The sequence below is a fragment of the Microbacterium bovistercoris genome (genome assembly GCF_003387575.1).
Lineage (GTDB): Bacteria > Actinomycetota > Actinomycetes > Actinomycetales > Microbacteriaceae > Microbacterium > Microbacterium bovistercoris.
Genome location: NZ_QUAB01000036.1, coordinates 12319 through 34870, shown reverse-complemented (window position 1 = coordinate 34870; position 22552 = coordinate 12319). Strand labels below are relative to the sequence as shown.

The following is a 22552-nucleotide window of genomic DNA, read 5'->3' as shown; positions in this document are numbered from 1 at the left end:
CGGCTCGTTCGCGGCCGAAATAGCATCGCGGGTCTGGCGAGTCAACCCCCGCGACTGCAGGCGCCCGGCGATGGCACAGTCGCAGAGTACGACGCAGCACGGAGCCTCCGTGCTCGCCTCACGCGAAGGAGTTCACCATGAACATCGCTCTCGTCATCATCATCGTGATCGCAATCGTCGTGGCCATCGTCTCCGGCCTGAACGCCGCGCTGAACTGGCTGCTCTGGGTCGCTCTGATCGTCGCGGCCATCGCGCTCATCGCGTTCCTGATCCGCGTCATCGGCGGACGCAACACGAGCGTCTGATCGGAGGCGGGATGACTTCCCCCCTGACTGCTCTGACGATCTCCTGCACGCTGAAGCCGTCGCCCGACGAGTCGAGTTCCGAACTCATGAGCGGGCAGCTGGCAGAGGCGCTCACGGCGCACGGCGTCACGCACGAGCACGTGCGCGCCGTCGACCATCGCATCCTTCCGGGCGTCGGGAAGGACATGGGTGAAGGCGACGACTGGCCGGCGCTGCGGGACAAGGTCCTCGCCGCCGACATCGTGGCGATCGTCACCCCGACCTGGCTCGGGCAGCACTCGAGCGTCGCCCAGCGGGTGCTGGAGCGGCTGGACGCCGAACTGTCCAGCACCGACGCCGCCGGGAGGCCCATCCTCTTCGACAAGGTGGCGATCGCGGGCGTGGTCGGCAATGAGGACGGTGCTCACCACATCGTCGCCGTCCTCTACCAGGCGCTCGACGACGTCGGATTCACGATTCCGGCGCAGGGGTGCGCCTACTGGAACGGTGAGGCCATGCACAAGACGGACTACAAGGACCTCAGCGGCCCGCCGTCAGCCGTGCAGGCCTCGATGAAGACGGCCGTCGCGAACGCCGTGCACCTCGCGCGGCTGCTGAAGCAGAGCGGGTACCCCGCGTCCGGCTGACGAGCCGTCCACGAAGAGAGGACACATCATGAACGCGAAGACATCAGGAACCCTGTTCAAGCTCAGCGAGACCGACGAGACGGTCCGTCAGCCCGACGAGGACATCCGCGGCCGGGATGTGCGGGACCGCGACGGAGAGGATCTCGGCACGGTCAAGGACCTGCTGATCGACGCCGACGAGGACAGGGTCCGGTTCCTCGAAGTCGCGTCCGGCGGCTTCCTCGGGATCGGCAAGGACACCACCCTCATCCCCGTCGATGCCATCACCTCGATCACCGCGGACGAGGTGCGCATCGACCAGACCCGCGAGCACGTCGCCGGCGCTCCGGCCTATGACCCGGAGCTGGTCCGCCGACAGGAGGACTACGGCAGCATCCTCGAGTACTACGGGTACATGCCGTTCTGGGGCGGCGGATACGTGTATCCGGGGTATCCGTACCACCGGTGACGGAGCGGGTGTGCTGCAACGACGTCCTTCTCGAGGAAAGGGAGCAAAGTGAGCAAGTACCTCTTCTGGATCGCGGTCGGCGTGGTCGCGATGGTGGCCTACTTCTATGGCGCGAAGGCCGGTCGCGGCAGATACCGCGAGATCAGAGCGAGCATCGACGCGGTCTGGAACGACCCCAAGGTGAAGAAGGCGCGCAAGAAGGCGCTCAAGCAGGCCGAAGCGGCCGCCGAATCCGCCATGAAGCAAGCCAAGAAGATCGGGAGGTAGCCGTGATCGGGTCACAGGAGAGCAACCGGCCGGCCGGTGTCGGCACCGGTGCCGCGGAAGCGGTGGATGAGACAGTATCCGCAGCATCCGACAGCGCACGGGATGTGGTGAGCGACGCGAGCGGCATGGTGTCGGAGGCGATGGACGCCACTCGGCAGAACGTCGCCGCCGGAGTGCGTCACGCCACGGAGTTCGTCTCCGGCGTCGGCGGCGAAGCCATCGCTCAGGTGAAGCGACGCCCCGCGCCCACGGTGCTCCTGGTCGCCGGTGCCGCGTTGGTCGTCGGATTCATTGTCGGCGCCGCGACCACGAAACGCGGGTAGCGCGGGCGTAGACCTCATCATCGGAAGCGCAGAACGCGCCGGTGCCCCCGAGCACCGGCGCGTTCTGCGTCTGCGGATCGTCAGTTCGCCGGCGGCATGAGCACGGAATCGATGAGGTAGACGGTGGCGTTTGCCGTGTGGACGCCGCCGCAGATCACGTTCGCGTCATTGACCTTGAGGCTGTCGCCCGAGCCGGTCACGGTCACCTCGCCGCCCTCGACGGTCTTGTGTGTACCGGCGATGTCCGTCGGCGAGATCTGGCCGGCCACGACGTGGTAGGTCAGGATCTTGCTCAGCGTGTCAGCTCCCGCATCCGTCTTCAGCGTGTCGACGGTCGCAGGGTCGATCTTCTTGAACGCGTCATCGACGGGGGCGAACACGGTGAATTCGCTGCCATTGAGCGTGTCGACCAGGTCGACCTTCGGGTTGAGCTGGCCTGAGACGGCCGCGACCAGCGTGGTCAGCAGCGGGTTGTTGCTCGCGGCCGTCGCGACCGGGTCTTCAGCCATCCCGGCGACGGAGCCCGCACCGGAGGGGACCTGCTCCGCGTATGCGGCGCAGCCCGGGCCGACCAGGTCGGCCGCCGGATCCATGGTCTCCGCGGGTGCGGTCGAGGGTGCGCTCTTCGGCGACTCCGACGATGGCGAGCCCGTGCTCGAAGAACATCCCGCCAGGGCGAGGGCTGTGGCGGCCAGCAGGCTCGCGGTCACGAGGGATGCGCGGCGGTTCACGCGTGTGGTGGATCGCATGGTCTTCTCCTTTGACTGGTGCATGACCGCCGGTTCTCCGACTGTCAGAACTCGTTCGGAGGCACCCGCCGAATCGGATTGGTCTCAGGGCCAGCACTCGATCGAATCTGTTTCGTCGCCGACTCCGAAGCACTCGTATGAACACAAGAACAGGTCGCTTCCGTCCGTGGATCTGGGCCGGGGTCGCGGGAGCGGTCAGCGGTGCGGTCTTCGTCGCCGCTGCGGAGCTCGCCGCATTCCTCGTGGCGCGGGAAGCGAGTCCGTTCCTTGCAGCAGGGTCGTTTGTCATCGATGTCGTTCCGCAGTGGGCGAAAGAGCTCGCGATCGAGCTGTTCGGGGCCAGCGACAAGCTCGTCCTCCTGATCACCCTCGGCTTCGCGGTCCTGCTCGCGGCCGTCGCGGCGGGGATCCTTGAACGGTGGCGGCGATGGGCCGGGGTCGCCTTGTTCGTCGTGGTCGGTGTCGTTGCGCTGATCACGACCACGACCCGCGCTGAGGCATCGCCGCTGTCCTTCATCCCGCCCCTTGTAGGTGCAGCCGCGGGGGTCGCGTTCTTGAAGTACTCCATCGCCGCTCTGGGGCGGTGGCAGAGCCGCACGCCGCACGAAGAGGCGGGCACGGGAACGGATCGACGTCACTTCCTGGTCCTCACCGCGGTGGGTGCTCTCGGCGCCGTCATCGTAGGAACGGGAGCACGCATCGGTTCCATGGCCACGTCGTCAGTCGCTGCGGCGCGGAAGGCGCTGAAGCTTCCCGCACCGGTGTCGACGGTCACCGTGCCCGCAGGCGCGGAGCTCGGCATTCCGGGGCTGTCGCCGCTGTTCACTCCGAACGCGGACTTCTATCGTGTCGACACCGCACTCGAGGTGCCGTCCATCGACCCCGGAGACTGGCGGCTGACGATCGACGGGATGGTCGACAAGCGAGTCCAGTTGACCTTCGATCAGCTTCTGGATCTGCGACTGAGGGAGTACGCGATCACTCTCACCTGCGTGTCCAATCAGGTCGGAGGCAACCTCGTGGGGAACGCCCGCTGGCTCGGCGTTCCCGTGCGAGAGGTCCTCGCTCTCGCCACCCCCGGGAGGGATGCCGACATGGTCCTCTCGAGAAGCATCGACGGATTCACCGCGAGCACCCCGCTCGAGGCCCTGACCGATCCGAACCGCGACGCCATCCTTGCCGTTGCGATGAACGGAGAGCCCCTGCCGCTCGAGCACGGCTTCCCCGTACGCATGGTGGTGCCCGGCCTGTACGGGTACGTCTCTGCGACGAAGTGGCTCACCGAACTGAAGGTCACCACCTTCGCGGAGGACCAGGCGTACTGGACACCCCGCGGATACAGCCCGCGGGCGCCGATCAAGCTCTCAAGCCGCATCGACACCCCGCGGATCGACAAGGCGATCCCCGTCGGTCCCGCGAAGATCGCGGGTGTCGCATGGGCGCAGACGGTCGGTATCGAGAGCGTCGAGGTTCAGATCGATGGAGGACGATGGCAGCCCGCGACGCTGGCGAAGGCCATCAACAGCGACACCTGGGTGCAATGGTCGCTCGACTGGGACGCCGTGAGCGGCAACCACACACTGGCCGTCCGGGCCAGAGACCGCAACGGCGAGCTGCAGGAACAGCAACGCACACCCATCGCCCCCGACGGTTCCACCGGATGGCAATCCACACTCATCCGCGTGGCATGAGGACAACGGTGCTGGCACCATTCGAGCACAGCACCCAGGGTGTTCCCGATCTTCTGGCTCCGTGTCGTCCGGATCCCGACGGCGACGAACCAGGCACCGTCAAGGATCTGCTCGTCGTCGGTCTGGAGAACAGGGCGCACGGACTACGAGGAGAGCGAGCAGATCGTCAGCGGCCCTTCCTCAGCCGTGGGACGCTCGAAGCCGTCGAAATAGGCCGCGGCCGTGGCCTCGTCCAAGACGAAGTCGTCGCGATGCGCGCCAGTGCGCGCAGCCAACCGCTCGAGGCAGGTCGCCCGGTCCGTGTCGAGGTAGTAGGTCTCGGGAATCACACCGTAGGGCACCAAAAGGCCACGCCACTCGTCGCGCATCGTTCGCGACCAGAACGAGAAGTCGAGCACGATGTCACGCCGGTCGCGGACGAGTTCGAGCAGGCGCCGCTGCAGGTCGGCTTCGATCTCATGGTGAACGTCGTCGGCCAGCGGCATCCGGCGGATGCCACGCGTCCAGGCCTCCCGGTCGAAGGACAGGCGGACGAACCCTTCCCCCTCAAGCCGCCGCGCGACGGTCGATTTCCCCGATCCCGCGGGCCCGCACATGAACACCACCCTCATGAGTCGTGCCGTGGCCGAATCTCAGTCAAGCTCCTGCAGCGCCGCCGTCATCTCGCCGCCGGCATCGCCGGTGTTGACCGTTCCCTTCGGCTCGAACAAGACGGCGTGGACCTCCTCGGTCGCCTTCGGGCAGTGCTCGACGCCACGCGGCACGACGAACACGTCGCCAGGGTCCAGGACGACGTCTCGGTCGCGCAGCTGGATCGTCAGCCGGCCGGTGACCACCATGAACAGTTCGTCGGTTTCCGGGTGCGTGTGCCAGACGAACTCGCCCTGCAGCTTGACCACCTTGACGTCGTAGTCGTTGAGGCTGGTCAGGCGGTGCGGCTGCCAGTGCTCCGTGATCGTCGAAAGGGCTTCCTGCACGTTGCGGACGTCGTCGGTCATGGTTAGAGACTAGTTGCGCTGTTCGGAGGGCGTCGGCATTCGCGAACCTCTTGACAGGCACGCCTTGCAGGTGCAAGCTTTCATTTGCACATGCAAGGAGTGACTTTGATGGAACCCACCGGCGACCAGCTCCTGGTCGTCCTCTCGACATTGGCGAATCCGCACCGCATGCGGATCCTCGCGTCGCTGACGAAAGCGCCCACCTATGTGAGCGCTCTCGCTCGTGAGATCGGGATCAGCCGGCCGTTGCTGCAGGTGCACCTGCGTCGTCTCGAGGCGGCGGGACTCGTCGCATCGGAGCTGCGGCTCTCAGAACAAGGAACGGCGATGAACTACTACAGCGTTCAACCCTTCGAGATCCGTCTCGACCCCGACGCCGTCGCGCGCGCCACGACGACGCTCACCGACCGAAAGGACGACGACCATGGATAACCTGCCCCTCGTGCTCGTCGCGGCCGTCACCACGCTCGCGATCGTCGCGATCATCGTGTGGCAGCTCGCCGCCACCCGCCGGGCGAAGTACGCGATCGTTCGCGACACCGAGTACCGCGCCCTCGCTGAGCGCGCTGTCGCGTCGCAGGAGGCGCTGGCCGCACAGCTTCGCGACCTCGACCCGACGCTCACCCGCGTCGCCGATCGACTCGCCGCCATCGAGAAGGCGCTCACGGTCGTCGACTGAAGAAGTGCCGGGTTGTCGAGTTGCCGCTCGACAACCCGGCGAAGACGGAATCGGCCGCGGAGACCGCGGACGCTGCGAACCATCTCCACTGGAAGGATATCCATCCCATGCTGCGCATCGCTCGCAGGCTCTTCCTCACCCTGCTGGCCGCCCTAGCGGTCACTCTGCCGCTCGGATCCGCCCCGGCTCCCGCTGCCGCACAGGCGCACACCGGCTATCTGACGGAGTCGGTCGGATTCGTCAACGACGGCGAACACCTCTCCGGAACCGTGCTCGTGCCGGCCAGTCCGGGCCCGCATCCGGCGGTCGTGATCATCGCGGGCGCCGGGCCCCGCACGAGAGACGAGTACCTCGCCGAGGCGAAGGCGTTCGCGACCGCCGGAATCGTCACCCTCATCTACGACAAGCGTCGAGATGGCTACTCGATGCTCGAGCGATCGTACGAACAACTGGCCGACGATGCAGCAGCCGGGCTCCGCGCGCTCACCGGGCGCGACGACGTCGACCCGGCGCGTGCCGGTGTGTGGGGGCACAGCGAGGGCGGCTGGGTCGCCCCGCTCGCCGCGGCGCGGCATCCCGAGATCCGATTCGTCGTGATGACCGGCGCCTCCGGCTTCACGCCGGCCGAATCGCAGGCGTGGAGCAACTGCGAGTACCTGGGGCACACCGGGTTCGCGGCACGCTTCTGCACGGCACTCGGAGAGAACGTCGTGCGCATCGCGGTGGCGACCGGGCTCTTCCCCGAAGCAATGCACGACCCGGTGCCCTTGCTGCGCCGACTCGAAGTACCGGCGCTGGTGCTGCTCGCCGAGCACGACCGTTCCACGCCCGCAGGCGCGAGCGCCCGCGTGTTCGAATCCGAGCTCGCAGCCGACTCGCGGGCATGCACCGTGCCGGACGTGGATCACGAGTTCCGAGACTCCGCGGACGGCTTCGCCTCGGGCGATCTCGCCGAAGAGCCACTCCGGTTCACCGCGCAGTGGATGACGGACCACGCCAGGGCGTCGTCCTGCCCCTGGGAGGCTCCTGCCGCGGCAGCCGACGTCGTGCCGACGCTGGCGCCGCAATCTGCTCCGCTGCTGCCGATCGGGCTGTTGCTGGCTGCACTCAGCGGCTTCGCGGCCTACCCGCTCACCGCGCTCATCCGGCGGTTTCGCGGGGTACGCGGCAGGCCGCCTCTGGCCGTTCCGCTCAGAGTCGCCACAGCATCCGGCGCGCTCGGCGCAATGGGGGCCGTCCTGGTAGCGGGGTGGGTGCTCGCCACCGGCGCAGAGGGTTCGCTCGGGCCGGTCGTGGCCGAGCGACCACTGGCATGGCTGTTGCTGCAGCTCGCTGTCGTGACGGCGCTTGCCGCGGCGGCGGTCGCGGTGGCCGGTTGGGTCCGGCGACCGCTGCACGGGTGGGGCGCGGTGCGCGCAGCAATCGTCATCGCGTGCACCGGGCTGCTCGCGATCGCGGCCGTGCCGTGGGGGCTGCTGACTCTGTAGATCGCAGGAACGGCTCCTGAGACATCACATTGGCGGTGACGGTGGAATTTGAGTCCCTCGCGGCCACTCCGCCTGACGTCTCCGTGAAACGATCAGGACCCCCGAGACTGCATCTCGGGGGTCCTGATCAGTTGGCGGTGACGGTGGGATTTGAACTCTCCTGCCCACCCTCGCGAGTAGGGCGGGATCGGCGGAATTCCGCGGAATTACGCGGTTCCACAACCACTGTCAATCACGGCAGATCACCCATGTTCTTCGGGTCCATGTGTCCATGGTGTGTCCACGGCATGCGGAACGCTGAGTTCCATGACTACGAGTTTTGACGCTCTGATTGATGAGCTTGTTTCGCGTGTGGCAAAGCAGGTTGCCGCTGAGCTGAGAAGCGACTTGCAACAGCTCTGCCGGGTCGAAGCCGCCGAACCGACGAGCCCGCTGCTCACCCCCGCCGAAGCCGGCGCAATCCTCCGCGTCGAGGTTCAGACCCTCGCCGACTGGCGGTACAAGATGGTCGGCCCCCGGCACGTGAAGCGGGGCACCAGGATCTTTTACGACCTCGTCGACATCCAGGCGTACATCAACCAATCCAAGAGCTAGCGGGGCCTTCTTGCTTGCCGGCTGCGCGGGTTGATCCACGGGTCGACCTTCTCGGGCGTGAGAGCCTTCTTCACGTCCTCCCAGTCGAACCGGTACTCGGTGCCGACCTTGAAGAACGGGATGTCACCGCGCCTAGCCTTCGCTCGGACTGTGTCGGGATGACAGTTCAAGTACTCGGGGGATGCAAGCTCGTCGGTCGTTAAGCTTCGCGAGTTGGTTCTTCGCGCGGATGCCGCCGCCAGTTCCTCCCTGACTACTCGTCGGATCATCTGCTCAAGTCGCTCAGAGTCGTCCACGGCGGAAGAGTACGTCAGGTCAGCGCTCCGGGAGGGAGTCGAAGTAGCGGTCGAGTTCAGCCCTGTCAAAAAGCAGCGTCGTGCCGCGCTTTCTCGCCGCAAGACGGTTCTCCCGGACCTCGCAGCGCAGCACCCATTCGGAGATGCCGAGATACAAGGCTGCTTCCGCAACAGTGAACCCGCGTTTGTCCCGCACCGCGGGCGCCCTTCCACGCTCGTCTCGAGGACTGATCTGCTGGGCATCCATGCGCGCCACCAGCGCGTTCATGAGTTCGTCACGAACGATCTGTCTGAACATCGTCTCAAGTTGGTCCAGCTCTGCCATGGGGCCACGATACGGGGCGGAGCGGACGGTCTCCGGAGCGTTTAGGCTCGCACCATGGATGATCTGGATGCTGGCGCGCAGCCTCACTGCCCTGAGGACGACGTGGTCATGCGCGACGTTCCAGGAGGATGGCAATGCCCCGCCTGCGGTCACCTTGAGCACGTCCCGGACGACATAGCCGTACCCACGGACTTCGACGGCCCAAGCCTCCATGGCAGCTGAGCGGATGCAACGCCGACGCCGTACTGCTACACTTTGAGCTACAACCCCTGTTCCTCTGGATCAGGCTCAAGGCCCCGCTTCGGCGGGGCTTTGCTTTTGCCACACGCCTGGGCGGCGCACCGGCCTCTTCGCCGTGTGGACGATGTCCGGCAGTTGGTTGCGCGCCACGAGGTTTGGCCGCAGATAGAGACTGAATGCGATGCCGCTGGTTGTAAAGAGTCGCGTCTGCGCGTCTCTCGGATAGATAACCCCTACTCGCGCGCCAAATCGCTCAATAGCAACGCGCATGGGGTGCGCCAGGTCCGAGTCCGACGAGACCACCACATAGGCGTCCGCGAGGCGATCCATCGCATCCATGAGCAACTGCGTAGCAAGCTTCACGTCGGACCCCTTCTCCTGCACCTTGTACACGTGGTGATAGGTCAGCGGGGGGCGCTCTTTGCCATCAACGTATTCTCGTGCGTTTCCGTGGTGGACGGTAAACAGAGAATCATCGTGCACCGTAATACGCGCTAGGGTGCGCAGGGCTCGAATGTACGTGTCTTGACGATCAGGGGCCTGCGGGTCCTGAGGTGTCATACGTCCTTTGATGCGCGCAGTGAAGTAGTGAACGTGCGCGACATCGTACTTATTCAATACGTCATCGAATAGCCCAACCAGATTGACCCACTTATTCTCCGGCTTGCTCTCCAACTGCCCCTTGTACAGGTTGAACCCATCAACGTAGACGATGGCGGTAGGTCGAGTATCAGGCACGGATCCCATCATGCCCTGAACCGCCATTTTGCGGGACCGTCAGTCGTATGCGCGGTGAACGTGCCAACCGTCCTCGCCGCGGTACACGTCGAACACCATCGACTCTCCGGCCTCGTTCGTGCCCTGGAATCGCCACCCATAGAGGCCGCGATGGTGTTCGTCGGTGACGGCTGACCAGATCGACTCTCGCAGTCGCGTGGGGGTGTCTGTGACGCGCCAGCGGTGCCCTGCATAGACCATGCGCGCCGGGATGTCGTTGGCCATCCATATGGTTACTGGCTGTTCGATGATCTTGGTTACCATGAGTTAAGAGAGTAGAACACATGTTCGATTCTTGCTAGCTCGTCTCGGCCGGAGGAAGGATGCCGGCGTTGGGGAACCCGTCAGCTCGCCGTCAGGCGACCCTAGACAGGGAGATGCAGGAGCGGTCCGTCACCGCGGCCTCTAAACGCGGCGCGCTGCAGTCGCTCACCGAGCGTGAGCTTGATCTGAAGAACGTTCCGCTGACGGTGTACCCGTACGCGTTGCAGCGCCGAGTAAAGGCATGGGTGAGGTTTGGGGCCGAGTCGATCCGGGTAGACGCGAAGGTGGTCCGGTCGACACCATCAGCGGCGGGGATCGAGTTCCGCGGCCTGGACGGGCAGATGTTCCGCTGCTGGGTGTGGGGCAACGCTATTCAGATGACTGAAGGTGCGTAGTATCACGCTCATGGATCCATCCATCACGTTGGTCTTGGGCGCCGCGATCTCCCTCGTAAGTGTCATCGTCACTACTGGCGGCGCCCTCCTGATCGCGCACATCAGGGAAAGGCGCACGGATGATCGTGAGCAACTGAAGTTCGACAGGGAGACGGACAACCGACAGCGAGAGATACTGGCAGAGGTCGCTGATGCGTTCTTGACTGAACTGAACAAAGTTCGACATCACGTTTTGAAGGACGCTGCCGTTGGCGGCCCGCCCCTCGAGTTCGTGTTCGAGGACGCCTGGCTAGAAACGATCGAGATGCAGCTTCGTCACGGCGTCGACAGGATCACGGACGCCAGCACGCGGCAAAGGCTACGGCTAATACTGGACGCCGTAAACGACTACCAGGTCTTGGCCGTGTCGCCGTTCGACTTTGACGGCTACATCTCCTGGCTATTCGAGTTGGGAAGAGAAATAGCCATGGCCGCCTTCAGGGGGCAGGATGCGGATCAGGTCACTCTCGATGACGTTGAGAGGCTTGTCGAGTGGACCGAAGCAGCTAAGACTCACCGAGAGGCTCAACGGGTCATGAGAACAAGCAAGTCGTCAGCGTAGGCTCCGAGAATGTGCGGCAGATTCGCGATGGACGCAGACACGGACGAGCTGATCCGGGAGTACGTCGCCGAAGGTGGGAAGCCGGAGGACTGGTGGAAGGACTTCCACGGCTCGTACTCGATCGCGCCGACCGATGACGCGGTGATCGTCCGGGATCGAGGCGAGGGACGCTTCCTGGAGCTGGTGCGGTGGGACTGGGAGAAGCCGAAGAACATGCGCCGTGGTGCGCCGGTGATCAACGCGCGAATGGAGAAGCTGGCGACGGGGTTCTGGGCGCCGGCATTCACCGCTGCTCGCTGCGTGGTCCCGATGCGCGGCTACTTCGAATGGACGGGCGAGAAGGGCGACAAGACCCCGCACTTCCTCCACGGCGACGGGCTACTCTCCGCCGCTGGGCTCACCTGGTCGATGGAGCTGCCGAACGGCGAACGGTCGCGGTGCATGGCCGTCGTCACCCGGGAGGCGCGCGACGCAGGCGGCGAGGTGCACGACCGAATGCCAGCGTTCCTCACCGGCGACGCGTTAGAAGCCTGGCTCGAACCGGTGAAGCTGGACCGAAGTGGACGCGACGACATGCTGGCCATGCTCGAAATGGGGTCAGCGGACGTGGCATCCACGATCACCCAGTACGTTGTCGACAGGAAAGTCAACAACTCTCGCACCGTTGACCCCACGGACGCGACCGTGATCGCGCCGGCCCGATGACAATCTACTCAAAGATGAGGTAGGACCAATGACCAACATCGTCCAACAGTTCCTGATCGGTGTGGACGGATGGGACGGCTACTCACCGACCCAGAGCCACCGCGACAACGAGCGAATCATGAACCAGATCATGTCCGCTGTGGAAGCAGTCGTGCCAGAGCCCAAGGCAGTAGTCGGCACCACCCGCGGAGACAACACCTTCCCCCTCGAGATCGTCGCCCTCGGGTCAGGTGTAACCGTTCAGATCGTCGGCGACATTTCGGCGCAGCAACAAGATGTCTTTATCGACGTTTGGCCCAACGCCACGCTCGAAAGCGTACGCATCGACTCCACTCCCCTGACGACGAGCAACACAATCGGGATCCAAGAACGCGATACCACCTTCACGCTCCACTTCTCATGGGGATCTGCGTCCATCACCCGTTACCACGGAGAAGAGGACGAGCGAAGGGAGTGGCTGAAGCACTACACGACCGTTCTTGCGGACCGATAGTCGACCATGAACTGGGAACTCACGATCAGCATCCTCGCGCTGGCCGTTTCCGTCACCACGGGCTGGTACGCCCTATCCGCCCGCGCAGTGGTCCACGCAGATGTCAGCCGAGTATTCACAATGAGCAAGGGCGCCTACATCTTCGACGGTGACGATGTTGTGGTCTACAACACCGGTCGTTCGCCGGCCATCATCTTGGGTATCGAAGCCGTCTTCGGGAACGACGACTTCGGACAACCGAGACAGGCGATTCGTGGCGACGAGCGAGAACTCATCCAGTTCCCGGAGATGCCGATAACCCTCAACGCCCAGACCGCCTTGCGTGTCTGCTTCCCGTCGTCCGCCGACCTGTACAACAAGGGTGTCGACAACGGGTACCGAGTGGAATATCTGCGGCCAAGGATCGTCGGACGCGCACGACACCGAAAGCTTGTCGTCAAGGCCGCACGCCACGACACAATCGCGAAAGATACGGAATCGCTGACTGGCATCCCGTACTCCCTCAACGGGAGAGGACCAGGCGCCTAGCAGAGCACCGCCGCCCTAGGCCGCCCCTCCCCTCCCCACCCCTCACGCTCGCACCCTCGGCATTGCGAGACTTTCACACACGGAGATTTGTCAGGTCGGGAAAGGGCGCCGCTGAATCAGACGGATCACCTGCCGGTGGCGACCGTCGAGCAGGTGGTATTCCACGCGGACGATCCCGCGATCGGCCAGCCTGAGTGCTGCGCGCCGCGTGTTTCCGCCAAATCCTCCCGTCAGTAGGCCCGCGCCTGGCGGGAGCTTCTGCAACTCGCCGACTAGTTCGCGTTGCAGTCTTCCGAACCCTCGACTCATGTCGAACTCCGTTCTAAGTGATGCGGGTGTGTGGAAGCGCGGGAAGAGACATTCGCAATGCCAAGGGAACTAGCGCCGTGTTCCTGAGGGGTGGGGTGCCCGGCCAGGTGCCGAACACCCCACTCAGCAAGTCGGCTTGCCTACTCCGCGGTCTCTGCGAGCTGCTTGACGGCGTATTCGTGCATGCCGGACAACTCCTGGGGCTCGCTGATGTGGAATGTGCCGACGTATCCGCGGAAGAAGTCGGATTCGTTCTTCTGCACCCAACTGGACAGCTCGGCGAGGTCGTCAATGTCGTTGGCCTGGCGCGGGTTGGCTTCACGGTAGGAGTCGATGATGTCGGTCCAGCCGTAAGTGAAGGCTTTCGCGACGACAGCTGCGGCCAGGGTGCTGTCTCCCGAGAGAGTGGCCGAACGCAGCATCTCGCGCGCCGTATCCTGCTGCCCGAACACGAGGCGGGCGGCGCGGTCCTGCGCGTCTCGGTAGGCGATCAAGGCTGACGGGTCAGAGTCTCGGATGCCGAAGACCTGGCGTTCGATTCGCTGCTGTTCGTCACTGGTGAGCTTTCGTTCCTCGGCGTGAAGCGCGTCAACATCCTGCTGTGCCGCGCGGTAGAGCTTGGCAATGTCTGTCCGCTTGGCCGCGTCGTTGAGTCGCGGATCGTTGCGGACACGTGCAGCCTCGCTGTAGAAGGTCTCCTTTCGCTTGTCGAGTCGGTCGCGGAGGTTGTTGAGCCGATAGTTGAATGTGTCGAGTCCCATGTGGGATCTCCCTTCTTGTCTCTCCCGTGTTAGGGAATGGAAAGGGGTGCCCCGCGCACCGAAAGGCACATTTGAGCCTTTCGGTGCGCGGGGCTGGGCACCCCACGGATTTCGGTTACTTGCCGAACTCAGACGTCGTCTGCTGCGGTGAATCGAACGACGCATCGAGGATGCCGTCCACACGGTCATCGACGTACGCGTTGAACTCGCGCCCATCCACGACCAGCCGCAACCGGTCACCCGCCTGCAGGCCACGGCCCATCGCCCGCCACTGGTCGTTCGTCAGCACCGGCTCCGGCTTCCCGGAACGGTTCACCGCGACACCACCGTGCGGCAGCCACCCGCCCTGGTCGAACAGCTGCGGGATCACCCCGCCGCCGGCCATTGCCAGGTGCACGTGGTTGTAGTGCTGACGCTTGACCGCATCAGACCACCCGGCGAACGGGCGCCCGTTCCGCAGCTGCGCTCTCCCCGCCGGGGTGTAGATCAGCTCCGTCGCGTTCGGGAACAGGCGCTTCACGGCGTTGAACATCGCCATCGACGCGGGAATCAGGTCGATCGCCCGACCCTGCATGTGGTAGCTGCCCTTCGCGCCACCGACCGCGGCGTTACGGGACGGGGACCGGTAGTTGCCGGTCATCACCGCGCCGGGGATGTTCGCCTTGATCAGGTTCCACATGGCCTGCCAGCCCGTGCCCGCCTTGCCCGCACCGGCACCGCCGCCGAAGTTCTTCGCCAGCTGCTTCACCAGGTTGATCGGCAGCTGCCCGACAGCCTTCCCGAACAGGTTCTGCCCGCCCATCAGCGGTCGGATGATCCCGTCGATCACGTGCTTCTGGATCGCCTTCATCGGGTTCGCGAGGAACTCCCCCGCCACCTGCGCGGCGGATGCGATGTTGTCCCACACGTCGCCGGCGAAGTTGCCGAAGTCGCCCCACACACCACCGTTCTTGAACGCCGCACCAGACCGGGCGAGCATGTTCAGCCGTGCTACACCGGCAGCACCGCCGACAGCGCGGGTGAACTCGGGCCGCATGATCGCCTCACCGCCGGACAGCGCCAGCCGCCCACCAGTCGGAGACCAGAACTCGTGCACGTCACGACCCGGCGTGTACCCGGGCAGGACACCACCGGAGGCGAACTTCACCAGCGGCGCCTTCGGGAGCTTCATGTCCTTCAGGCCCAGGTTCGTGACCAGGTCGTTCCAGAACGACCGCAGACCGTTGTTCCACACCGTGTCGAGCACGAAGTTGATCGGCACCGCGGCGGCCTGCTTGATCCCGTCCCAGGTCTTCGCGATGGACGCCTTCGCGATCTCGAAGCCTTTCGCGACCAGGTCGATCCCGGTCTTGAAGGGGGCGAACACGTTCTTCTCGATCCACGCCCAACCGGCCTGCAGCGCACCACTGATCGCATCCCACGCGGGCTTCACCGCGTTCCGATACAGCCAGTCGAACCCCGCACCGAGCGTCCGAATACCCAGCCCGATCAGGTCGAAGTACGGCTTGATGCCGTTCGTCCACAGCCACTGCGCGGCCGTGACGATCGCGTCGATGACCGGCTTGATCGCGTTCGTCCACAGCCAGTTGAAGGCCGCTCCGATCGCGTTGATCGCAGGCTTGAGGGCGTTGTCCCACAGCCACATGGCGATCGCGCCCCAGAGGCGGAAGTAGTTCACGATCAGGTCGAAGTAGAACTTGAACACGCCGCCGATGAGCTGTACCGCACCAGCGATGAAATCGAACACCGGCTTCAGGATCGTTTCCCACAGCCACGTCGCGATCTCGCCGATCGCCTTGAACACCGGCTGGATCACGTTCTCCCAAGCGGAGGTGAAGAACGCCTGGATGTTCGCCCACGCCTCACCGAGGAACCGGGTGAAGTTCGCCCAGATCTCCTTGCCGAGCTTCGTCTGCGTGAAGAAATAGACCAGCCCCGCGACGAGCGCGGAGATCGCCGACACGATCAGCATGATCGGGTTCGCGTTCATGACCGCGTTGAACGCGAGCTGGATTCCCGTGCCAAGTTTGGTCGCAGCAATCCACTTCGCGAGTCCACCAGCGGCAGCCACGGTGGACGCAGCGCCCATTGCCACGAACCCGCCTGTAGCGACTCCCAGACCAACGCCTAGAGGCGCCAGCCAATCGAGGTTCGCGCCGATCCAGTGAAAGGTCGCAGATATTGCCTTGAATGTGTCGTTCACGGCCGCGGTCACTGCGGCGAAAGCGGCAGTGATCTGCGGCTGGAACTTCTGAATGATGTTCGCCAGACCACGGGTCACCGCAGTGCCCAGGTTCGTCTGCGCGGTCGCGATGCCCTGTGTCGCGTCCTTGGCCTGCGCGGCGAACGACGCGTACTTCCCGAACCCGTTCTTGTTCAGGTCGAGGATTGCACCATTGAACTGGTCGAACGAGAGCTTCCCCGACTGCATTGCCGCGTACAGGTCAGTCTGCTTCGCCGTACCGCCCAGAAGCGACTTCGAGAGCTGATCCATCTGCCCGGGCATCGCAGACACCAACGAACGCCACGCAGCCATATCAACCTTGCCAACAGCGAGCTGCTGCACATACTGCTCGAGCGCATTCGCCTGAATGTCCGTGCTCTTGCCGCCAGCCAGCAACGCGTTGTTCAACGCGAGCGACAGGTCCGTTGCCGACTTCAGCCCGCCCGTCAGCGGTGCGAGTTGCTGCACCATCCCCGCCATCGCATCCAACGACGTCGGCAGACCGGTCAGCTTGTCCGACATCAACTTGATCGACTTTGATGCGTCCTTCGCGGAGAACCCGAGGTTCTGCATGATCTTCGGGAAGTTGTTCATCGTGTCGACGCGACGGATCGCGCCGTCGATCGACTCCATGACCGTGCCGATCGCCTTCGACGTGACCGCGGCAACAGCGCCACCGACAGCGCCAGCGAGCACGGCACCCATCGACTTCCCCGACCCCGCAAGCGTCGACTTCACCTCCGGCCCGCTCAACACCTTTGTCAGATCACCCTTTAGGCCCGGCATCTTCACCGTCAGCGAGACGTACGCGTTCGCGATTTCAGCCCCTGTCGCCATAGGACTCCCCCTTCAAACGTTCGGCCACGAGATCGGCCATCAGGCCTTCCCGGACCTCGGCTATCGTGTTCGCGGCGCTCTTCGAGCGCATTCGAACCTCAGTAATCAGTAGTGTCTGCCACGCGAGCACGTACGACGCGACGAAGACCGCATCGTCCGAATGCAGATGCCGCAGCCGCATCGTTACGACGTCACCGAGCGCATCCCCATCCCGAATGTCGAGCAGATCGCTGAACACCCTGCAAGCGAGTTGCGATCTCGCATCTTCGCTCATCACGCCACCCTCACGACGGCGCGTCTTCCTTGGCTTCTTAGCGGTCATCCCGCTCTCCCCTCGTCCTCATTGCAGCTGTCTGCGTGTGCGGCCGGCACGAGCCGGTTTCGGGCGGTTGGTACGTCGGGCACGAATACGGCGTCACATCCTCGGTGATCGCACACCATGCAGTGCGTGATAGTCATTCGCCAGTTCCTTTCGGGCGCATGTCAGGAATTCCATTCCTCTTGGTGTTCGAGGTCGATATGCACGACCTCGTGTTTACGGCGACAGCGTCCTCCGCAACCGCCTCCGTCAATTGACTGAATTGCATGAGCCGCTGATTCGGTTGTTTGGTGCAATGTCACGGTTGGGACGGAGCACCATGCGATTACCGCAATTGATCCTTTACCTTGTACCCATTCAAGGTGTCGGATTGCGCATTGCAGGAATGTGCGTTCGGTGCGGTGTTGCGAGGTGCATCGGTGGCTGCGGTATGTCTTCATCAACGCACCTCCCGCTCGATGCGGTGCAATTCTTGGATGACGGCACGTTCGCGTGTGCTGAGGATCCAGAATTGCCAGAACGTTGGGTCGGCACAATATGAGGTTTCTCGAGCCTCCTCCAACATCGGTGCGACGTGCATCACCCATTCGGAGATGGCTAGGTCGCGAACGGCCGCGCATTGTGCTGGGGTCGCGTCGGCGATGGGAAGCCTGTCCACACGGATGGACGTCAGGATCGACCGTCGATCCCGGGTCACGTAGACCGCCGCCCCTGCCGGCGTGTGGAACGACGGGTGGACGCGGATCGGCTGCAGTTTCGTCACGCTGCACCCCCGACACTTCCGACGGGTTCGACAGTTCCGACGGTTACAGGAAGTACCCCTAGCCCGAACCGTCTCCACACCAGTTCGAACGCAGAACGCTGGTATCCGCGCTGATCGTCAAACCTCTTGGTGGAGTGGATCTTGAACGCCTGAGAGAGCATCCGCCCCAACCGTTGCGCTGTCAGACGCTTCCCATAGCTGGATGCGTCACCCCACATGAGCGGCTCAAGGTTCACCAAAAGGTTGATGAGATCGCCGGTGCGCATGAAGTCGTGCGCATCGGGCCACACCTGATGAATGTGTGTAACCAGCGACACCGCGGGCGGAACAGCGGCCAGACCGTCGTTGAGTTCCTGAGTTACCTCATCCAAGTTCCGCTCAATGAGGTCACTCACTACCTGCGGCCACATCCCACCGGCAACGCTCGCGATCCGAGCCAGCGGAGCCCATCGCTCTTTCGCCCGCCCGCGGCACCCATCCGGCATCGGCGGGCGCGCCTTGGCAATCGCTTCCTCATGCGACAGCATCAGCTCTGCCAGCCGTGCACCGAGGTCGACGGCCTGCGGTTCAATCTCTTCCCAGTCGGACTCTTCCGCGCGCCCTTCGAAGTCGGGCATGAGCACGATCCGAAGCGCACGTGATCGAGTGTCGTCGGGGAGGTGTGGCGCATTCCCCGCCATCGCAACGGGGGCAAAGGTGGAGAGTTCTTGAGACTCCCATGCGCCACCCTTGACCGGCACCAGCACGGGGCGAGTGGCGCCCCGCTTGTACCCAGAATTGATGTTCGCCAACAGTTCGGCGTTGATCGGGTTCTTCGGGTCTAGAGATCTGTCTGCTTCATCGATCAGTATTGTCCGCGGGCCTTCAGCGATCAGCCGTGAAATCAGCGCCGCGGATGACACCGAAGCGGCTTGGATAGGTGCATGCGACAGCCGCGCCAGGTGCTCGAGTACGGTTGTCTTCCCTGATCCCGGCATGGCCGAGTCGATGATGAGCCGAGGCGTTGTGTAGAAGCGGTGCGACAAGTGCGTGTGCGCCGCCCAGAGCGCCAGCATCTCAATATCGCTCTGTTCGGCTACGACGATATATCTCGAGAGCCATTCGACGGTGTCGAGCAGTACCCCTCTCAATGAACCGTCGGAACTGTCGAACCCGTCGGAAGTGTCCGTGAAATCGCTCATGCGACCTCCCTGCAGTCTTGAGTTACGGTGAGCCTGATGGGCTCACGAATGTTGTTCAGGCCGGCGCAGTAGAGCCGCCACGCTTCGTCCAGCACGTCGTCGACGTCGGGACGGTTCGCGAGTGCTGCTGCCTGATCCAGTCGGGACAGCAGGTATTCCTGCCGTTCAGCGTCAGGGAAGGAGCGCAACCAGTAGCGATCGCGCTCCACCCTGAGCTGGTGAACTTCTTCATCTCGGGATGCCCGCCCGTGTTCAAACGCGACGTTCCAGAGGCTGTTGATCGCGTCCGGAAGTTGCCAGAGACGAAGTGTTCCGTCAGCGAGTCCCCAAGCCCACGAATCGATGGCCTGGGAGGCCTCTGCGCTGATTCGGATGCGGGGGCGGTCTGTCCCGTCAGGCTTGGGTGCTGTCATCCTGAATGAACAGAAACTCGCGCGAACCTCGCCACCCTGAGTTGGCGCTGCCGATGAATTCGAACGTTCCCTCGCATCGGAAGCGCCACCGGGTCGGACCGCCGCCCTTGACGATGCCGCCCGCTTCGCCGGCGCAACACCATTCGGCTTCGCAGGCTTCGGGCGTGTGTGTGCTGAACCTCATCATCGAGAACTCGTCTCTGGGGCGCTCTTCGTACTGCGCGACGATGTGAACACGGGTCCCGACAGGTGCGCCATCGAGCTTGCCGGCGTAAAAGTCCGGGAGGCGGGTGAGGGGCGTCTCCATCCAATCGAGATCAGCAAGCATCTCTTCGGTGGTTGTGACGCGCCTCTCGACAAGTTCGGCGATCTGCTTGTCGATGTCCGCGAGTACGGCGAGCTGCGGCGGGCGGGCGGTCAGAGTGTTCATCGCTGCCCCTCCACGGTCCGCAGTGCACGCCTGAGCGCTTCGATGAGTCCGGGGATCTCCGTGGCCGGGAGTTCAAACGCCTCGTTCCAGCCGCCGTTCTTCCAGTCAACAAGGACGTCGGTCCCGCGGTCAGCTCCGTCAACAACGTCGTGAACGAGACGAACGGTGAACTGCCGAAACTGCAGCTCTGCGCTGTTCGTGACGATCCCCTCTGCGTCGTCGACTTCCGTGGCGGTTGCCCAAGCTGGTCGCTCGAGCACGGCACTGGTAACATCAGTACTGGACATTTCATCTCTCCTAGGTGTGTGTTCGTGCCCCTGGTGCCCTGCACGGCTTCGGGGGCTTTTGTCTTGGTCAGACTGCTGCGCGCAGGTCGGTGCGCGTGTGGATATTCGCGTCCAGGTACGCCTGCACATCGGCTCGGGCGTACCGGATCTTGCGACCTACGCGAATGAACCTCGGCCCACGGCCCAGGTAGCGATCGTTCGACAGCGTGCCGGTGGACACCTGCAGATACTCCGCAAGCTGTTCGGGCGTCATCAGTTCATCCATCGGGCACCTCCTTTCTGTTGGCGCTTCAAGTAGGGCTTCACCGGTTGGTGAGGCCCGAAAGTGGTTGTGTGGCGGTCAAGCCGCCGATTGAGTTGCCACTGTTCGCATCGTCCCGATCCCTCATCGCGTTGCTCCGGAAGGGGCGATCTTGAGTTCACTGTACCATGTGTTGCGTCGATTCGGCGCAGGTTTCTTTCATTGCATGCCAGTCTCTTTCATTTTCATGAGCTGCGCGTCTAAACTGCTCACATGCCTCAACGACCTAGCGACGGGCTCGGAGCCCGTCTGGCCTACTACCGAAACCTCTCCGGCCTGAGCGCTGAACGACTCAGCAAGAAGGTGCCGATGTCGCGCGCTGTCATCTCGAACATCGAGAGTGGCCGCAAGAAAGACGTGACGCTTGACGAAGTGATTGCCCTAGCGTGGGCCCTCGGGATTCCGCCTGTGGCATTGGCTCTCCCCATTGAGCAGCCGAACGTCTTCTTGGACGTGGCAGAGGGTGAAGGCGTTGCAGAGCGCGTCCGCGCGTGGACGGCGATTGAGTGGTTCTTGACCGGGCAACAGGCCAACCATCCGGCGACGCCGCAACAGATGATTGCGCAGAACCGGATCAAGATGCTGCTCGATTACACGCGGACGCGAGAGCGCGTCGTCAGAGCTCGGGCTGAGATTGCACGCGGAGCGGACACCGCCACCGATTGGAGCAACATCATCGATGAAGAGGAGGCCCGGTTGCGCGACCTAGCGGAGGGACTAACCGGCTTGGGAATCGATCTGACCGACTACAAGGTCGATGAGACTGGACTACCCAATGGCGACGATTGAGGCGTACACCGCGAGCGGTAAGACGCTCTACAGGGTTCGGTACCGCACACCGGATCGCAAGCAGACGTCCAAGCGCGGGTTTGCCACGAAGCGGGATGCTCGGGAGTACTTGCACAACCTCGAGTCGTCCAAGAGCCAGGGGACGTTCGTCGACCCCGCCGACAGCAAAGCCACCATTGCCGTTCTGGGGGCCGTTTGGCTTGCGGGACAGTCACACCTCAAGCCGTCGTCTCTGAGGCCCGTAGAGAGCGCGTGGCGGCTTCACGTGGCCCCTAAGTGGGGTACACGTCAGGTCGGGACCATCCGCCACAGTGACGTTCAGGCATGGGTTACCGCGCTCAGTTCAACGCACTCCCCCAGCTCGGTGCTCCGCGTGTACGGGGTGCTTGCCGGCATCCTCGATGTGGCAGTCAAAGACCGTCGCATTCCCTCGAACCCGGCGCGGGGCGTCAACCTCCCCCGGAAGACGGCCAAGCGGAAGATCTACCTCACGCACACACAGGCGGCGGCTCTCGCGTCTGCGGCTGGGCGTCATGCGCTGCTGGTTGAGACGCTGGCGTACACCGGGCTGCGGTGGGGTGAGGCTACCGGGCTGCGGGTTCGTGACGTGAACCTCGAGCAGCGGCGTCTGAACGTGCACGAGAACGCCGTGATGGTCGGCACGACGGTCATCGTCGGCACACCAAAGACTCACATCGCACGGTCGGTCCCCTACCCGAAGTTCCTCGCCGCAGGGATCAGAGAGCTTGCGGAGTCGCGGCCATCCCCTGCCGCGCTGTTGTTCGGTGACGGGTTCGATCACATGCGACTCCCCAACTCCCGTGATGGATGGTTCGCCGCTGCAGTGAAACGGGCACAGGCGCAAGATCCGTCGTTCCCGAGGGTCACACCCCACGATCTGCGACACAGTGCCGCGTCATTCGCGATCAGCGCGGGGGCGAACGTGAAGGCCGTTCAGCGGATGCTGGGGCACGCCTCTGCGGCCATGACTCTGGACGTTTACGCAGACCTGTTCGACGACGACCTCAATGCCGTTTCGGACGCGTTGGATCAGGCACGTTCCGCCGCGAATGTGTCCACCAGCGTGTCCACGAGCTAACCCCAGACATAGAGAAAGCCCCGCGTTCCCAATGTTTCCAAGGGATCG

General features: G+C 63.9%; 33 protein-coding genes. 17 read left to right on the top strand and 16 right to left on the bottom strand.

Annotated elements, in window-relative coordinates:
• Nucleotides 1–137 precede the first annotated feature (137 nt).
• The 5 genes from DY023_RS17950 to DY023_RS06700 are packed head-to-tail and all read left to right on the top strand — an operon-like array spanning nt 138 to nt 1969.
• On the top strand, nt 138–305 hold the full coding sequence (locus DY023_RS17950; protein ID WP_181905748.1) for a hypothetical protein: 168 nt from the start codon (nt 138–140) through the stop codon (nt 303–305).
• Between the two features lie 11 nt (nt 306–316).
• Nucleotides 317–931, top strand: a complete 615-nt coding sequence (locus DY023_RS06715; RefSeq protein WP_116241574.1) for a flavodoxin family protein — start codon at nt 317–319, stop codon at nt 929–931.
• A gap of 28 nt (nt 932–959) precedes the next feature.
• The gene (locus tag DY023_RS06710; RefSeq protein ID WP_116241573.1) at nt 960–1379 is read left to right on the top strand and encodes a PRC-barrel domain-containing protein; all 420 of its coding nucleotides are present in this window, start codon (nt 960–962) and stop codon (nt 1377–1379) included.
• A 48-nt stretch (nt 1380–1427) separates the two neighbouring features.
• Nucleotides 1428–1646 (top strand): hypothetical protein, encoded by a 219-nt coding sequence (locus DY023_RS06705; RefSeq protein WP_116241572.1) that lies wholly within the window; start codon nt 1428–1430, stop codon nt 1644–1646.
• Nucleotides 1647–1648: 2 nt separating this feature from the next.
• Nucleotides 1649–1969, top strand: coding sequence for a hypothetical protein (locus DY023_RS06700; protein WP_116241571.1), 321 nt, complete (start codon nt 1649–1651; stop codon nt 1967–1969).
• Nucleotides 1970–2049: 80 nt separating this feature from the next.
• Here the strand turns inward: DY023_RS06700 and DY023_RS06695 are convergent, their stop codons facing one another.
• Nucleotides 2050–2718, bottom strand: a complete 669-nt coding sequence (locus tag DY023_RS06695; RefSeq protein WP_116241570.1) for a fasciclin domain-containing protein — start codon at nt 2716–2718, stop codon at nt 2050–2052.
• A gap of 137 nt (nt 2719–2855) precedes the next feature.
• On the opposite strand from DY023_RS06695, the gene DY023_RS06690 reads away from it, so the two are divergent.
• The gene (locus DY023_RS06690; protein WP_116241569.1) at nt 2856–4409 is read left to right on the top strand and encodes a molybdopterin-dependent oxidoreductase; all 1554 of its coding nucleotides are present in this window, start codon (nt 2856–2858) and stop codon (nt 4407–4409) included.
• Nucleotides 4410–4552: 143 nt separating this feature from the next.
• Here DY023_RS06690 and DY023_RS06685 read toward each other — a convergent pair whose 3' ends face one another.
• Nucleotides 4553–5020 (bottom strand): P-loop nucleotide/nucleoside kinase family protein, encoded by a 468-nt coding sequence (locus tag DY023_RS06685; protein ID WP_220347251.1) that lies wholly within the window; start codon nt 5018–5020, stop codon nt 4553–4555.
• Nucleotides 5021–5041: 21 nt separating this feature from the next.
• Complete coding sequence (locus DY023_RS06680) at nt 5042–5407, bottom strand: cupin domain-containing protein (protein ID WP_116241568.1); 366 nt, start codon at nt 5405–5407, stop codon at nt 5042–5044.
• A 108-nt stretch (nt 5408–5515) separates the two neighbouring features.
• Between DY023_RS06680 and DY023_RS06675 the strand changes: the two genes are divergently transcribed.
• The 4 genes from DY023_RS06675 (at nt 5516) to DY023_RS06660 (ending at nt 8167) form a co-directional block, all read left to right on the top strand.
• On the top strand, nt 5516–5839 hold the full coding sequence (locus DY023_RS06675; protein WP_220347250.1) for an ArsR/SmtB family transcription factor: 324 nt from the start codon (nt 5516–5518) through the stop codon (nt 5837–5839).
• Nucleotides 5832–6086: a hypothetical protein gene (locus DY023_RS06670; protein ID WP_181905747.1), complete on the top strand. Its 255-nt coding sequence runs from the start codon at nt 5832–5834 to the stop codon at nt 6084–6086. Before DY023_RS06675 ends, DY023_RS06670 begins: the two co-directional genes overlap by 8 nt.
• 107 nt (nt 6087–6193) lie before the next feature.
• Nucleotides 6194–7573: an alpha/beta hydrolase family protein gene (locus tag DY023_RS06665; protein WP_147303282.1), complete on the top strand. Its 1380-nt coding sequence runs from the start codon at nt 6194–6196 to the stop codon at nt 7571–7573.
• Between the two features lie 306 nt (nt 7574–7879).
• Nucleotides 7880–8167, top strand: coding sequence for a helix-turn-helix domain-containing protein (locus tag DY023_RS06660; RefSeq protein WP_116241565.1), 288 nt, complete (start codon nt 7880–7882; stop codon nt 8165–8167).
• Here DY023_RS06660 and DY023_RS06655 read toward each other — a convergent pair.
• From DY023_RS06655 to DY023_RS06640, 4 genes are all read right to left on the bottom strand, one after another.
• A complete protein-coding gene (locus tag DY023_RS06655; protein WP_116241564.1) occupies nt 8164–8463 on the bottom strand; it encodes an excisionase family DNA-binding protein in 300 nt (99 codons plus the stop codon). The two genes, DY023_RS06660 and DY023_RS06655, sit on opposite strands and share 4 nt — an antisense overlap.
• A gap of 19 nt (nt 8464–8482) precedes the next feature.
• The gene (locus DY023_RS17945) at nt 8483–8788 is read right to left on the bottom strand and encodes a helix-turn-helix domain-containing protein (RefSeq protein WP_181905746.1); all 306 of its coding nucleotides are present in this window, start codon (nt 8786–8788) and stop codon (nt 8483–8485) included.
• A 288-nt stretch (nt 8789–9076) separates the two neighbouring features.
• The gene (locus DY023_RS06645) at nt 9077–9793 is read right to left on the bottom strand and encodes an NYN domain-containing protein (protein ID WP_116241562.1); all 717 of its coding nucleotides are present in this window, start codon (nt 9791–9793) and stop codon (nt 9077–9079) included.
• Between the two features lie 12 nt (nt 9794–9805).
• Nucleotides 9806–10069, bottom strand: a complete 264-nt coding sequence (locus DY023_RS06640; protein WP_116241561.1) for a hypothetical protein — start codon at nt 10067–10069, stop codon at nt 9806–9808.
• Between the two features lie 113 nt (nt 10070–10182).
• On the opposite strand from DY023_RS06640, the gene DY023_RS06635 reads away from it, so the two are divergent.
• From DY023_RS06635 to DY023_RS06615, 5 genes are read left to right on the top strand one after another with little or no spacing between them, the layout of a single operon-like run.
• Nucleotides 10183–10464 (top strand): hypothetical protein, encoded by a 282-nt coding sequence (locus DY023_RS06635; protein ID WP_245958620.1) that lies wholly within the window; start codon nt 10183–10185, stop codon nt 10462–10464.
• 10 nt (nt 10465–10474) lie between these two features.
• A complete protein-coding gene (locus tag DY023_RS06630) occupies nt 10475–11065 on the top strand; it encodes a hypothetical protein (protein ID WP_147303281.1) in 591 nt (196 codons plus the stop codon).
• 9 nt (nt 11066–11074) lie between these two features.
• Nucleotides 11075–11770: an SOS response-associated peptidase gene (locus tag DY023_RS06625; protein ID WP_116241558.1), complete on the top strand. Its 696-nt coding sequence runs from the start codon at nt 11075–11077 to the stop codon at nt 11768–11770.
• Between the two features lie 28 nt (nt 11771–11798).
• Nucleotides 11799–12263, top strand: a complete 465-nt coding sequence (locus tag DY023_RS06620; protein ID WP_116241557.1) for a hypothetical protein — start codon at nt 11799–11801, stop codon at nt 12261–12263.
• 6 nt (nt 12264–12269) lie between these two features.
• On the top strand, nt 12270–12791 hold the full coding sequence (locus DY023_RS06615; RefSeq protein ID WP_116241556.1) for a hypothetical protein: 522 nt from the start codon (nt 12270–12272) through the stop codon (nt 12789–12791).
• 449 nt (nt 12792–13240) lie between these two features.
• Here the strand turns inward: DY023_RS06615 and DY023_RS06610 are convergent, their stop codons facing one another.
• The 9 genes from DY023_RS06610 to DY023_RS06570 form a co-directional block, all read right to left on the bottom strand.
• A complete protein-coding gene (locus DY023_RS06610; protein ID WP_116241555.1) occupies nt 13241–13861 on the bottom strand; it encodes a hypothetical protein in 621 nt (206 codons plus the stop codon).
• Nucleotides 13862–13976: 115 nt separating this feature from the next.
• Nucleotides 13977–16823 carry a tape measure protein gene (locus DY023_RS06605; RefSeq protein ID WP_181905745.1) on the bottom strand — a complete coding sequence of 949 codons (2847 nt, stop codon included), beginning with the start codon at nt 16821–16823 and terminating at the stop codon, nt 13977–13979.
• 82 nt (nt 16824–16905) lie between these two features.
• Nucleotides 16906–17244, bottom strand: a complete 339-nt coding sequence (locus DY023_RS06600) for a hypothetical protein (RefSeq protein WP_147303280.1) — start codon at nt 17242–17244, stop codon at nt 16906–16908.
• Nucleotides 17245–17680: 436 nt separating this feature from the next.
• Nucleotides 17681–18004 carry a hypothetical protein gene (locus tag DY023_RS06595; RefSeq protein ID WP_116241552.1) on the bottom strand — a complete coding sequence of 108 codons (324 nt, stop codon included), beginning with the start codon at nt 18002–18004 and terminating at the stop codon, nt 17681–17683.
• The gene (locus DY023_RS06590; RefSeq protein WP_116241551.1) at nt 18001–19185 is read right to left on the bottom strand and encodes a DUF3631 domain-containing protein; all 1185 of its coding nucleotides are present in this window, start codon (nt 19183–19185) and stop codon (nt 18001–18003) included. Before DY023_RS06590 ends, DY023_RS06595 begins: the two co-directional genes overlap by 4 nt.
• Nucleotides 19182–19598 carry a hypothetical protein gene (locus tag DY023_RS17805; RefSeq protein WP_147303279.1) on the bottom strand — a complete coding sequence of 139 codons (417 nt, stop codon included), beginning with the start codon at nt 19596–19598 and terminating at the stop codon, nt 19182–19184. Before DY023_RS17805 ends, DY023_RS06590 begins: the two co-directional genes overlap by 4 nt.
• Nucleotides 19579–20028 (bottom strand): hypothetical protein, encoded by a 450-nt coding sequence (locus tag DY023_RS06580; RefSeq protein WP_116241549.1) that lies wholly within the window; start codon nt 20026–20028, stop codon nt 19579–19581. Before DY023_RS06580 ends, DY023_RS17805 begins: the two co-directional genes overlap by 20 nt.
• Nucleotides 20025–20315, bottom strand: coding sequence for a hypothetical protein (locus DY023_RS06575; RefSeq protein ID WP_116241548.1), 291 nt, complete (start codon nt 20313–20315; stop codon nt 20025–20027). The genes DY023_RS06580 and DY023_RS06575 overlap by 4 nt, the downstream gene beginning before the upstream one ends.
• A 67-nt stretch (nt 20316–20382) precedes the next feature.
• Nucleotides 20383–20580: a helix-turn-helix domain-containing protein gene (locus tag DY023_RS06570; protein WP_116241547.1), complete on the bottom strand. Its 198-nt coding sequence runs from the start codon at nt 20578–20580 to the stop codon at nt 20383–20385.
• 249 nt (nt 20581–20829) lie between these two features.
• On the opposite strand from DY023_RS06570, the gene DY023_RS06565 reads away from it, so the two are divergent.
• Nucleotides 20830–21405, top strand: a complete 576-nt coding sequence (locus DY023_RS06565) for a helix-turn-helix domain-containing protein (protein ID WP_116241546.1) — start codon at nt 20830–20832, stop codon at nt 21403–21405.
• On the top strand, nt 21392–22504 hold the full coding sequence (locus DY023_RS06560; protein WP_116241545.1) for a site-specific integrase: 1113 nt from the start codon (nt 21392–21394) through the stop codon (nt 22502–22504). The genes DY023_RS06565 and DY023_RS06560 overlap by 14 nt, the downstream gene beginning before the upstream one ends.
• The last annotated feature ends 48 nt before the right edge of the window (nt 22505–22552 follow it).

Excerpts from the sequence above, each read along its gene's own strand:
- DY023_RS17950 (WP_181905748.1), top strand. The coding sequence starts at position 138 with ATGAACATCGCTCTCGTCATCATCATCGTGATCGCAATCGTCGTGGCC.
- DY023_RS06715 (WP_116241574.1), top strand. The coding sequence starts at position 317 with ATGACTTCCCCCCTGACTGCTCTGACGATCTCCTGCACGCTGAAGCCG.
- DY023_RS06710 (WP_116241573.1), top strand. The coding sequence starts at position 960 with ATGAACGCGAAGACATCAGGAACCCTGTTCAAGCTCAGCGAGACCGAC.
- DY023_RS06695 (WP_116241570.1), bottom strand. The coding sequence starts at position 2,718 with ATGCGATCCACCACACGCGTGAACCGCCGCGCATCCCTCGTGACCGCG.
- DY023_RS06690 (WP_116241569.1), top strand. The coding sequence starts at position 2,856 with ATGAACACAAGAACAGGTCGCTTCCGTCCGTGGATCTGGGCCGGGGTC.
- DY023_RS06685 (WP_220347251.1), bottom strand. The coding sequence starts at position 5,020 with ATGAGGGTGGTGTTCATGTGCGGGCCCGCGGGATCGGGGAAATCGACC.
- DY023_RS06680 (WP_116241568.1), bottom strand. The coding sequence starts at position 5,407 with ATGACCGACGACGTCCGCAACGTGCAGGAAGCCCTTTCGACGATCACG.
- DY023_RS06675 (WP_220347250.1), top strand. The coding sequence starts at position 5,516 with ATGGAACCCACCGGCGACCAGCTCCTGGTCGTCCTCTCGACATTGGCG.
- DY023_RS06670 (WP_181905747.1), top strand. The coding sequence starts at position 5,832 with ATGGATAACCTGCCCCTCGTGCTCGTCGCGGCCGTCACCACGCTCGCG.
- DY023_RS06665 (WP_147303282.1), top strand. The coding sequence starts at position 6,194 with ATGCTGCGCATCGCTCGCAGGCTCTTCCTCACCCTGCTGGCCGCCCTA.
- DY023_RS06660 (WP_116241565.1), top strand. The coding sequence starts at position 7,880 with ATGACTACGAGTTTTGACGCTCTGATTGATGAGCTTGTTTCGCGTGTG.
- DY023_RS17945 (WP_181905746.1), bottom strand. The coding sequence starts at position 8,788 with ATGGCAGAGCTGGACCAACTTGAGACGATGTTCAGACAGATCGTTCGT.
- DY023_RS06645 (WP_116241562.1), bottom strand. The coding sequence starts at position 9,793 with ATGGCGGTTCAGGGCATGATGGGATCCGTGCCTGATACTCGACCTACC.
- DY023_RS06640 (WP_116241561.1), bottom strand. The coding sequence starts at position 10,069 with ATGGTAACCAAGATCATCGAACAGCCAGTAACCATATGGATGGCCAAC.
- DY023_RS06635 (WP_245958620.1), top strand. The coding sequence starts at position 10,183 with ATGCAGGAGCGGTCCGTCACCGCGGCCTCTAAACGCGGCGCGCTGCAG.
- DY023_RS06630 (WP_147303281.1), top strand. The coding sequence starts at position 10,475 with ATGGATCCATCCATCACGTTGGTCTTGGGCGCCGCGATCTCCCTCGTA.
- DY023_RS06625 (WP_116241558.1), top strand. The coding sequence starts at position 11,075 with ATGTGCGGCAGATTCGCGATGGACGCAGACACGGACGAGCTGATCCGG.
- DY023_RS06620 (WP_116241557.1), top strand. The coding sequence starts at position 11,799 with ATGACCAACATCGTCCAACAGTTCCTGATCGGTGTGGACGGATGGGAC.
- DY023_RS06615 (WP_116241556.1), top strand. The coding sequence starts at position 12,270 with ATGAACTGGGAACTCACGATCAGCATCCTCGCGCTGGCCGTTTCCGTC.
- DY023_RS06610 (WP_116241555.1), bottom strand. The coding sequence starts at position 13,861 with ATGGGACTCGACACATTCAACTATCGGCTCAACAACCTCCGCGACCGA.
- DY023_RS06600 (WP_147303280.1), bottom strand. The coding sequence starts at position 17,244 with ATGACCGCTAAGAAGCCAAGGAAGACGCGCCGTCGTGAGGGTGGCGTG.
- DY023_RS06590 (WP_116241551.1), bottom strand. The coding sequence starts at position 19,185 with ATGAGCGATTTCACGGACACTTCCGACGGGTTCGACAGTTCCGACGGT.
- DY023_RS17805 (WP_147303279.1), bottom strand. The coding sequence starts at position 19,598 with ATGACAGCACCCAAGCCTGACGGGACAGACCGCCCCCGCATCCGAATC.
- DY023_RS06580 (WP_116241549.1), bottom strand. The coding sequence starts at position 20,028 with ATGAACACTCTGACCGCCCGCCCGCCGCAGCTCGCCGTACTCGCGGAC.
- DY023_RS06575 (WP_116241548.1), bottom strand. The coding sequence starts at position 20,315 with ATGTCCAGTACTGATGTTACCAGTGCCGTGCTCGAGCGACCAGCTTGG.
- DY023_RS06570 (WP_116241547.1), bottom strand. The coding sequence starts at position 20,580 with ATGGATGAACTGATGACGCCCGAACAGCTTGCGGAGTATCTGCAGGTG.
- DY023_RS06565 (WP_116241546.1), top strand. The coding sequence starts at position 20,830 with ATGCCTCAACGACCTAGCGACGGGCTCGGAGCCCGTCTGGCCTACTAC.
- DY023_RS06560 (WP_116241545.1), top strand. The coding sequence starts at position 21,392 with ATGGCGACGATTGAGGCGTACACCGCGAGCGGTAAGACGCTCTACAGG.